Genomic DNA, 9572 nt, shown 5'->3' on the forward strand with positions numbered 1-9572 from the left:
GTCAAGGTGGGCGACGAGGTCATGGCCGGCGCCACCCTGTGCATCGTCGAGGCCATGAAGCTCATGAACGAGATCACCGCCGAGGAGATGGGCACCGTCCGCGAGGTGTGCGTCAAGGACGCCGACCCGGTCGAGTTCGGCACCGTGCTGTTCTACATCGAGCCCCATTCCGTCCAGCCCGTCTCGGAGCAGTAGCATGTTCAAGAAAGTACTCATCGCAAACCGCGGCGAGGTCGCCCTGCGCGTCATGCGCGCCTGCAAGGAGCTGGGCGTCAAGACCGTGGCGGTGTACTCCACCGAGGACGAGAACACCTATCCCGTGCAGTATGCCGACGAGAAGGTGTGCATCGGCCCCGCCCAGGCAACGAAAAGCTACCTGGTCATGTCCAACATCATCGCGGCGGCCACCATCACCGGCGCCGACGCCATCCATCCCGGCTACGGCTTCTTGGCCGAAAACGCCGACTTCGCCCGCGCATGCGCCGACAACGACCTGGTGTTCATCGGCCCCTCCGCCGAGTGCATCGAGCGCATGGGCGACAAGTCCTCCGCCCGCGAGACCATGAAGGCCTGCGGCGTGCCCACCGTCCCCGGTTCCGATGGCTGCATCGATACCGTGGAGGAGGCGCGTCAGTTCGCCGAGAGCGTTGGCTATCCCGTGCTCATCAAGGCTACCGCCGGCGGCGGCGGCAAGGGCATGCGCGAGGTCCACGACCCCGCCGACCTGGAATCGCACTACAAGGCCGCCCGCGCCGAGGCCGGCGCCGCGTTCGGCAACGATGGGGTGTACCTGGAGAAGCTCGTGCTGCGTCCGCGCCACGTCGAGGTGCAGGTGCTCGCCGACGACTTCGGCAACAACGTCGCCCTGTGCGAGCGCGACTGCTCCGTGCAGCGCCGTCATCAGAAGCTCATCGAGGAGGCGCCCTCGCCGGCGCTGACCGACGAGCTGCGCCGCGCCATGGGCGTCGCGGCCATCAAGGCCGTGCGCGCCGTGGATTACCGCAATGCCGGCACCATCGAGTTTTTGCTGGACACCACGGGCAAGTTCTACTTCATGGAGATGAACACGCGCGTGCAGGTGGAGCATCCGGTATCCGAGCAGATCACGGGCACCGATATCATCAAAGAGCAGCTGCGCATCGCCTCCGGCGAGCCTATGAGCTGCGCCGATAGGGCCCCGTTCACGCCGTTCGGGCATGCTATGGAGTTCCGTATCAACGCCGAGGACCCCGAGCACGGCTTCCGCCCGTGCCCCGGCACCATCACGCGCTTCGAGCCCCCGGCGGGCCCGGGCGTGCGCGTCGAGGCCTACGTGCATTCCGGCTCGAAGATCAGCCCGTTCTACGATTCCATGGTGGCCAAGCTCATCGTGTACGGACAGGATCGCGAGGAGTGCCTGGCGCGCGGTCGCCGCGCCCTTGACGAGTTCGTCATCGAGGGCATTCCCACCACGCTGCCGTTCCATCGCCGCGTTCTGGACAACCAGGTGTTCTGCGCCGGCGAAGCCACTACGGACTTCATCGAAACCCAGATGGGAGATGTGTTATGAGCGATTTGACCGTTGACGGCATGGCACTTGCGCCGGGCGTCGTCGAGACCATCGTCTCCATCGCCGTAGCCGATGTGGACGGCGTTGCCAGCGTTGGCAACGCCCCCGTGGCAAGCCGCGGCATCCGCGGCGTGCTCGGCGGCAAGCCCTCCACGTCCGGCATCGAGATCGCAGCGGATGAGAACGACAAGCTGCAGATCTCGGTGCGCATCGACGTTTATTATGGACACGTGCTGCCTGATGTGGCGGCTGCGGTTCGCCAGTCCGTGGCGGATGCCGTGGCAAGCCAGGTAGGCGCGCAGGTTGGGTCGGTCGACGTCTACATCGACGGCGTCCAGTTCAACCGTTAGGAACAAGAAGAAGCACAGGGGATTATTTGCACATGGCATCGAAAAGACACGAGCGCACGACGGCACGTCGCGTCGCGCTGCAGGTTCTGTACACCGCCGAGATTAAGGGCGCATCCGCAGCCCAGATCGTGGCTGAAGGCGTCTTCCCGTCGGAAGAGGGCCCGCTTTCGGAGTATGCTCAGGACCTGGTGCGCGGCGTCGAGCAGAACCGTATCGTCATCGACGGCAGCCTGAAGGCCGCTGCGGAGAACTGGTCGTTGGGCCGCATGCCCATCGTCGACCGCTCCATCCTGCGCTTGGCCGCCTACGAGATCATGTTCGTGGAGGACGTGCCCACCAGCGTTGCCATCAACGAGGCAGTCGAGCTGGCGAAGGATTTCGGCGGCGAGGATGATTCCCCGCGTTTCGTCAACGGCGTGCTGGGCCGTATCGCCAAGGACGTCGACGGCGCTGCGGCGGCTCCCGCCGGAGATGACCCGGCGCAGCCCCTCGTGCTGTAAGGGCGCGATTCGGTGGCGTTGGAATCGTACGGGTCCTTCGAGGAGCTCAAAGGCCGCCTCGATGAGATCGTCGAGGCGGTAAACGACAAGGATTTGCCCTTGGATCAGGCGCTTTCCCTATATGAGGAAGCGGTTGGCCTGGGGCTTCGCGCAAGCGACCTGCTTGAGCAGGGCATCGACGAGGCCAGCGTCCAAGAGGCGCTGGCCTCCGATGCCCCGGCAGAGCTTGCCGATGGCACGGCGCGATCCGCGGCATCCGCGGCGGATGCGCATAAGGAAGGTCAAGCGGACGGCGGCACGGCGCAGCAAGGCCAGGCCCCCGTTTCCGCCTAGGTCGCGCAAGGCGATCGGATGGCATGACAAAAGGAAAGGCGCAGCAGGAGCGATAAGCGCATTCTGGACATAATCGCATCCCCTGCCGACCTGAAGCTCCTCAGCAATGAGGAGCTATCTATACTTGCGGGCGAGATCCGCCAGGAGATCGTGACCACCACCTCGAAAACCGGTGGTCACGTCGCCTCGTCGTTGGGCGCGGTGGAGATCATCTTGGCGCTTCATAGCCTGCTCGATTGCCCCAAGGACAAGATCGTGTTCGACGTGGGGCATCAGGCGTATGCGCACAAGCTGGTCACCGGGCGTTTGAAGGATTTCGGCACGCTTCGCACCTATGGCGGCCTTTCCGGCTTCCCCAAACCCAGCGAAAGCCCCTACGACGTACATTATTCCGGGCATGCGTCCGACTCGCTTTCGGTGGCGCTCGGCTTGGCGGAGGCCCGCGATCTGGCGGGTGGCGACCAGAGGGTCGTCGCCCTTATCGGCGACGCGGCGCTTTCCGGCGGCATGGCCTTTGAGGCGCTGAACAACATCGGCCAGGCGCAAACGCCCATGGTCATCATCTTGAACGACAACGAGATGTCCATCTCGCACAACGTGGGCGCGCTCATGAAGCACCTGGGTTATATGCGCGCATCTTCGCAGTACCGTCAGGCGCGCGACAACGTGCAGGAGCATCTGGAAAGCAGCGGCCCGGTGGGCAAGGCCATCACCAATTTCGGCCGCAGCATGAAGGAATCGATGAAGCAGTTCGTCATTCCTCATTCCATGATCTTCGAGCAGCTGGGCATCGTGTGCACGGCGCCCATCGACGGGCATAACATCGCCCAGCTGCGGGAAACGCTGCGAGCCGTTCTGAACGCCGATGGCCCGGTGCTCATGCATGTGGTCACGCGTAAGGGCCAAGGCTACATGCCCGCGGTGCGCAACCCCGAGAAGTTCCACGGCATCGCGCCCTACAACATCGCAACCGGTGAGGTCATCAAATCGGGCAAGCCTTCTGCGCCGAAATACACGAACGTGTTCGGCAAGGCATTGGTGGCAGAGGCCGAGAAGAACCCCGACATCGTGGCCATCACCGCCGCCATGAAGGGCGGCACCGGTCTTGACGAGTTTGCCGAGAAGTTCCCGAAGCGCTTTGTGGACACGGGCATTTGCGAGGAGCATGCCGTCGGCTTCGCCGGCGGTTTGGCGGCGAACGGGAAAAAGCCCGTGGTGGCGCTGTACTCCACCTTTATGCAGCGCGCCGTCGATCAGATGATCATCAACGTGGCGCTGCCGAAGCTGGATGTCGTCTTCGCCATCGATCGCGCCGGCATCGTGGGCGCCGACGGCCCCACGCATCACGGCGTGTTCGATCTGGTGTATGCCCGCATGGTGCCTAACATGCGCGTGCTGGCGCCCTCGAACGAGGCCGAGCTTGTGCATGCGCTGCATACGGCGCTTGCCTTGGGCGGCCCGTTCGCCATCCGCTATCCGCGCGGCGAAGGCGAGGGCGTGCCGTTGCCCGAGGCCCCTGAGGTGCTGCCGGAGGGGAAGGCGAGCACGGTGCGCGAAGGCGAGGATGTTGCCATCTTGGCGTTCGGCCGCATGGTCGGCCAGGCTTTGGCCGCCGCCGATACGCTTGCCGAGCAGGGGATTTCCGCACGTGTGGTGGACATGCGCTGGGTCAAGCCGCTTGATGCGCAGGCCATTCGAGCAGCTGCCGAAACGAAGCTGGTCGTCACGGTGGAGGAAGGCGTCATCGCCGGCGGCGCCGGTGAAGGCGTGCTCGGCGAAATGGCGCTTATGGGCTTGCATATCCCGGCGTTGAACCTGGGCATCAAAGATGCGTTCGTCACCCAAGGCGGGGTTGGTCAGCTGCTCCATGAACAGGGTCTCGACGCCGAAGGTATCGCCGCCAGCGTGGAAGAGCGTTACCGGGCGCTGTAGTCCGCGGCATCGTAAGCTGCACGAACAGCAAAAGGCCCCGTGCCGTTCGGAATCCGTTTCATGCAAGCTGTATGCGCTTGCACTGCCGATCAGGTCGGCGAACGGAACCGAGGGCACGGGGCCTTTCTTGCGTCATAAAGCCGTCGAAGGCTTCGAGGCGTACGGGTCGCACGGGTAAAAGCGCTTACGCTTCCTTCTCCATCACGTAATCATCCATGGCAAACCCGTTGCCGATATCGTTCTTGACGGACTCGATGGTGACGAACCCCTTGCCATAATAGGCTCGAATGCCCAGGTCGTTCTGCTTGTTCACGGTCAGATACATGCTATGCAGGTCGCGAGCGCGGCATATATCGGTATAGAAAGCGATGATCTGCGACGCATAGTGCTTGCCGCGCTCCTCGGCCAGAAGGTAGATCTTCGAGATGAAATAGCGGCTTGTCTGCGGCTCCTCGCGGCCGCCGGTGTAGCCGACGGTTTTGCCGGCTTCGTCGACCACGAACCAGTATTCATAGGCATGCTCGGCCATATCGCGCTTGATGGCTTCTAGGCTTTGGAACTTCTCGACCATGTAGTCGGTTTGCGCATCGCCGATGATCGCGGGCCAGTATTCGTGCCAAATCTCATCGGCCAGCTTCGCCAGCTTTTCTTGATCCTCGTCCGTTTCAACGGCAACGAATCGCACGCCCATAAGCTCGTTCCTTTCAAATAAGTTTGCCTGTTTCCACATTGTAACACCCGCGTCTCGTGCTCGTTACAAAGCGTTTCCCGACTCGTTAACAATGACGCATCACGCAAAAGGCCAGGTCAATCAGTGGCACTATCGAATGCGTAAGAAATGGTGCTCAGAGGGAATGGGTATCGGGAAACGAAGGAGGTAGCACGATGTTTGACACGGGTTCAACGGCATTCATGCTGGTGTGCGCCATGCTCGTCTTGCTCATGACACCGGGTTTGGCGTTTTTCTACGGAGGCCTGTCGCGTCGAAAGAACGTCGTGAACACGATGGTCATGGTATTCTCAGCCATCGGCATCGTGGCGATCACGTGGACGATCTGCGGTTGGTCGCTGGCGTACGGCGGGGACGGCTCTAGCCCGTTCTTCGGAGGTTTCGATCAGCTCGGCTTCCTGGGCGGCGTGACCGACATGCTCGCCGAGGCGGATGCGGTTCCTGAGGATGCGACGTATCCGGCGATCATCGACTTCATCTTCCAGATGGCGTTCTGCATGATCACCACCGCCATCATCACGGGCTCCCTTGCCGGCCGTATGAAGTTCGGCGCGGTGTGCGCGTTCGTGGCGTTGTGGACCATCGTGGTGTATCCGCCGCTTGCCCACATGGTTTGGGGCGGCGACGGCAGCCTTATCGGCGACACCATCGGGGCGCTCGACTTCGCCGGCGGCGACGTCGTGCATATCTCCTCCGGTCTTACCGGCCTGATCTTGTGCCTCATGCTCGGCAAGCGCAAGGGTTTCGGCATGATGAGCTACCGTCCGCATAACGTGCCGTTCGTGGCCTTGGGCGCAACCCTTCTGTGGTTCGGCTGGTTCGGCTTCAACGCCGGTTCCGAGTTCGCGGCTGACGGCGTCGCCGGCCTGGCCCTGATCAACACCGTGGTCGCCTCCGGTGCGGCGCTCATCTCTTGGATGATCGTCGAGCGCGTGAAGGTGGGCAAGCCCACGCTCGTCGGCGCCGCAACCGGCCTTGTCGCCGGCCTGGTCGTCATCACTCCGGCTGCCGGCTTCGTCGAGCCCTGGGCCGCCATCATCATGGGCCTGATCGTGTCTCCCATCTGCTACTTCGCCATTTCGTTCTGCAAGACGAAGATCGGTTACGACGATGCGCTCGACGCCTTCGGCTGCCACGCGGTCGGCGGTATCGTGGGCGGCATCTGCACCGGCATCTTCTGCGTGCCCGAGCTGTCCTGGACCGACTTCGGCGGACTTCTTTACACCGGCGACGTGAGCCTGCTGGGCAGCCAGATCGCAGGCATCGCCATCACGATCGTGTTCGTCGGCGTCCTTGACGTGGTGCTCGCCTACATCGTGAAGGCATGCTTCAAGGGAAGCCTGCGCGTCACCGAGGAAGAGGAAGCGCAGGGCCTCGACATTGCGGCACACGGCGAATCCGCTTACCCTGCATACATCGGCCTGGACTAAGTTGCGGCTAGCGTTTGAAAGGAGTTGAACCATGAAGAAGATCACCGCTATCGTTCGTCCCGAGAAGCTTGAGCCGCTCAAAGACGCCCTGTTCGCGGCGAAGGTTTCGGGCATGACCATCTCGCAGGTGCAAGGGTGCGGGTCCCAGCATGGCTGGAAGGAGTACTACCGCGGCACCGAGGTGCTGTTGAACATGGTGCCGAAGGTGAAGTTCGAGATCATCTGCGACGATGCCGAGGTCGACTCGCTCATCGACGTGATTTGCGCGACCGCCCGCACCGGCGGGGTGGGAGACGGCAAGATCTTCGTCTTCCCGGTTGACGAAGTCGTGCGCATCCGCACCGGCGAGCGCGGAGACGAGGCAATCTAGCCTTTGGCGAGCTGGTTGTGACCGTAAACCCGTTCGGAGTTTGAGGAGCTTCCCTGTTCCCGGAAACGGAAGCGGGGAGGCTCCTTTGTTGCGCAAAACCCGATGGAATGGTTGTGAGAGAATTGCACAAGGTTTACTAGCGATATAAAATCCTAATAAGAGTGAACCCGATGATAAGAATAGGAGCAACGCGATGACTGCGAGCGATCAGGTCCCATGCCCGCGCGGCTCGCGCAACACCAAACAGCGTGCGGTGGTGCTCGATGCGGTGCGCTCGCTGCATAACCATCCGACGTCGGCGGACATCTACGACGTGGTTCACCGCGACCACCCCAACGTGTCCCGCGCCACCGTGTACCGCAACCTGGGCGTGCTCTCCGAGCGCGGCGAGGTTTTGCGCATCCCCGTGCCCAACGCGGCGGACCGTTACGATTTCCGCTGTGATGATCATTTCCATGCGAAGTGCACCTGCTGCGGAGGCGTTTTCGATATCGAGACCGAAGGGGTGGACCCCTTTGCGCGCATCGTGAACGACTACGGGTTCCAGGTAACGGGCTTCGACCTGGCGTTTTCCGGCGTTTGCCCTGACTGCCGCCGCAGCGGCGGGGAATAGCTCGGCTTGCCGTTCCGCGTAGAAATCGTGCAGGGCGGAAAGCCGTTGAAAAATCGTGGTTTGGATGGCGCATTGCGCGTGGTATACTCGATTGGCTTGTGGGAAGGTCCCGTAAGCATTGGTAATGTAGGCCCCCGAGACATGTTTGTTGCACTGCTAAAAGGGAGCATCTCCTGCAAGCGAACATGGTTTATGTAGCAATCATTCATGACGAAGGGTCCCCGGCAAAGTATGGAAGGGGTCCGTTTTGACCGACATCAAGAACACGTCCGTCATCGACTTCGAGGACATCTCCGACGATCAGATGAATCAGATGATCGACGGCACGCTGACCGAGTTCGACGAGGGCGACCTGGTCAACGGCACGGTTGTTAAGATCGAGCATGACGAGGTGCTGGTGGACATCGGATTCAAGTCCGAGGGCGTTGTGCCCGTCCGCGAGCTGTCCATCCGCAAGGACGCCGATCCGTCCGAGATCGTCAATCTCGGCGACGAGATCGAGGCTCTGGTCCTGCAGAAGGAGGACAAGGACGGCCGTCTGATCCTGTCCAAGAAGCGTGCCGAGTACGAGCGCGCCTGGATCAGCGTCGAGGAGAAGTTCAAGGCTGGCGAGACCGTCACCGGCGAGGTTATCGAGGTTGTCAAGGGCGGCCTGATCCTGGACATCGGCCTGCGCGGCTTCCTGCCTGCGTCTTTGGTCGACCTGCGTCGCGTCAAGGACCTGGACATGTACCTGCACACCGAGATCGAGGCCCGCGTCATCGAGATGGACCGCAACCGCAACAACGTTGTCCTGTCCCGCCGCGTGCTGCTTGAGGAAGGCCGCAAGAACGAGCGCGCCGAGATCCTCTCCAAGCTGTCCAAGGGCATGCGCCTCAAGGGCACGGTTTCCAGCATCGTCGACTTCGGCGCCTTCGTTGACCTGGGCGGCATCGACGGTCTGGTCCACATCTCCGAGCTGTCCTGGAACCACGTCAACCATCCTTCCGAGGTTGTTAAGGTTGGCCAGGAAGTCGAAGTCGAGGTTCTGGACGTTGACCTGTCCCGCGAGCGCATCTCTTTGGGCCTGAAGCAGACCACCGAGGATCCGTGGGTGAAGCTCGTCGAGCAGTTCCCCGTTGGCTCCATCGCTGATGGCACGGTTACCAAGATCGTTCCGTTCGGTGCTTTCATCGCCTTGGGCGCTGGCATCGAGGGTTTGGTGCACATCTCCGAGATGGCTGGCCGTCACATTGAAACCCCTGCTCAAGTTTGCAAAGTGGGCGACACCGTTAAGGTGAAGATCATGGAAGTCAATCCCGAGCGTCGTCGCATCTCCCTGTCCATGAAGGCTGCTGCCGAGGAACTGGGCATCGAGATCGCCATCGATGAGACCGTTCAGGCTGAAGAGCGTCCGGCTCGCAAGCCGAAGCGCGACAAGAAGGAGGCTGAAGCCGAGGCCGTCGAGGCTGAAGAGGCTGCTGAAGAAGCTCCTGCTGCTGAAGCCGAGGAAGTTGCTGCTGAATAAGCGCTGCTTTACTGCTGCTTTTAGCGTTACATTCAAGGGGAATCGCTCGTTATCGGGCGGTTCCCTTTTTCGTTTTCGGTATCTTCCGGTGTTAAAAAGTGACGGGGTCTTTTTCACCTTTTTCGACCTGAAGCGCCGGATGTTAAAAAGTCCCCGTCCCTTTTTCACGTTTTTGCGGTTGCTCGTGTAGCGTGCGTTGCGGTGTGTAGGGAATGGGGTAAAATTGCAATTTGGAACACATGCAGAGCGACACAGATA

11 protein-coding genes are annotated in these 9572 nt (G+C 61.6%); 10 read left to right on the top strand and 1 reads right to left on the bottom strand.

The annotated features are described in order from the left end of the window. The 6 genes from Q0H50_RS06525 to dxs all read left to right on the top strand — a co-directional run. The coding region (locus tag Q0H50_RS06525) for a biotin/lipoyl-containing protein (protein ID WP_294420698.1) at nucleotides 1-195 on the top strand (195 nt) is incomplete at its 5' end. A gap of 1 nt (nucleotide 196) precedes the next feature. Continuing rightward, on the top strand, nucleotides 197-1549 hold the full coding sequence (gene accC / locus Q0H50_RS06530) for an acetyl-CoA carboxylase biotin carboxylase subunit (RefSeq protein ID WP_294420699.1): 1353 nt from the start codon (nucleotides 197-199) through the stop codon (nucleotides 1547-1549). Beyond that, nucleotides 1546-1899, top strand: coding sequence for an Asp23/Gls24 family envelope stress response protein (locus Q0H50_RS06535; protein ID WP_294162423.1), 354 nt, complete (start codon nucleotides 1546-1548; stop codon nucleotides 1897-1899). The genes accC and Q0H50_RS06535 overlap by 4 nt, the downstream gene beginning before the upstream one ends. 32 nt (nucleotides 1900-1931) lie before the next feature. After that, the gene (nusB, locus tag Q0H50_RS06540) at nucleotides 1932-2399 is read left to right on the top strand and encodes a transcription antitermination factor NusB (protein WP_294420702.1); all 468 of its coding nucleotides are present in this window, start codon (nucleotides 1932-1934) and stop codon (nucleotides 2397-2399) included. Between the two features lie 12 nt (nucleotides 2400-2411). Beyond that, nucleotides 2412-2732 carry an exodeoxyribonuclease VII small subunit gene (gene xseB / locus Q0H50_RS06545; RefSeq protein WP_294420704.1) on the top strand — a complete coding sequence of 107 codons (321 nt, stop codon included), beginning with the start codon at nucleotides 2412-2414 and terminating at the stop codon, nucleotides 2730-2732. A 60-nt stretch (nucleotides 2733-2792) separates the two neighbouring features. After that, on the top strand, nucleotides 2793-4664 hold the full coding sequence (dxs, locus tag Q0H50_RS06550) for a 1-deoxy-D-xylulose-5-phosphate synthase (protein ID WP_294420716.1): 1872 nt from the start codon (nucleotides 2793-2795) through the stop codon (nucleotides 4662-4664). 184 nt (nucleotides 4665-4848) lie between these two features. On the opposite strand, the gene Q0H50_RS06555 is transcribed toward dxs, so the two are convergent. Further along, on the bottom strand, nucleotides 4849-5355 hold the full coding sequence (locus Q0H50_RS06555) for a GNAT family N-acetyltransferase (protein ID WP_294420705.1): 507 nt from the start codon (nucleotides 5353-5355) through the stop codon (nucleotides 4849-4851). A gap of 194 nt (nucleotides 5356-5549) precedes the next feature. Here Q0H50_RS06555 and Q0H50_RS06560 point away from each other — a divergent pair, with 194 nt between their 5' ends. From Q0H50_RS06560 to rpsA, 4 genes are all read left to right on the top strand, one after another. Then, a complete protein-coding gene (locus Q0H50_RS06560; protein WP_294420707.1) occupies nucleotides 5550-6824 on the top strand; it encodes an ammonium transporter in 1275 nt (424 codons plus the stop codon). Between the two features lie 31 nt (nucleotides 6825-6855). Further along, nucleotides 6856-7194, top strand: coding sequence for a P-II family nitrogen regulator (locus Q0H50_RS06565; RefSeq protein ID WP_294420710.1), 339 nt, complete (start codon nucleotides 6856-6858; stop codon nucleotides 7192-7194). A 193-nt stretch (nucleotides 7195-7387) separates the two neighbouring features. Further along, entirely contained in the window at nucleotides 7388-7807 is a 420-nt protein-coding gene (locus Q0H50_RS06570; RefSeq protein WP_294420712.1) for a Fur family transcriptional regulator, read from the top strand. A gap of 247 nt (nucleotides 7808-8054) precedes the next feature. Further along, nucleotides 8055-9314, top strand: coding sequence for a 30S ribosomal protein S1 (gene rpsA, locus Q0H50_RS06575; RefSeq protein ID WP_294420714.1), 1260 nt, complete (start codon nucleotides 8055-8057; stop codon nucleotides 9312-9314). Nucleotides 9315-9572: the final 258 nt, after the last annotated feature.

It is taken from the genome of uncultured Senegalimassilia sp. (assembly GCF_934632265.1).
Lineage (GTDB): Bacteria > Actinomycetota > Coriobacteriia > Coriobacteriales > Eggerthellaceae > Senegalimassilia.

Coding starts and splice junctions, on each gene's coding strand:
- accC (WP_294420699.1), top strand. CDS start 197: ATGTTCAAGAAAGTACTCATCGCAAACCGCGGCGAGGTCGCCCTGCGC.
- Q0H50_RS06535 (WP_294162423.1), top strand. CDS start 1,546: ATGAGCGATTTGACCGTTGACGGCATGGCACTTGCGCCGGGCGTCGTC.
- nusB (WP_294420702.1), top strand. CDS start 1,932: ATGGCATCGAAAAGACACGAGCGCACGACGGCACGTCGCGTCGCGCTG.
- Q0H50_RS06555 (WP_294420705.1), bottom strand. CDS start 5,355: ATGGGCGTGCGATTCGTTGCCGTTGAAACGGACGAGGATCAAGAAAAG.
- Q0H50_RS06560 (WP_294420707.1), top strand. CDS start 5,550: ATGTTTGACACGGGTTCAACGGCATTCATGCTGGTGTGCGCCATGCTC.
- Q0H50_RS06565 (WP_294420710.1), top strand. CDS start 6,856: ATGAAGAAGATCACCGCTATCGTTCGTCCCGAGAAGCTTGAGCCGCTC.
- Q0H50_RS06570 (WP_294420712.1), top strand. CDS start 7,388: ATGACTGCGAGCGATCAGGTCCCATGCCCGCGCGGCTCGCGCAACACC.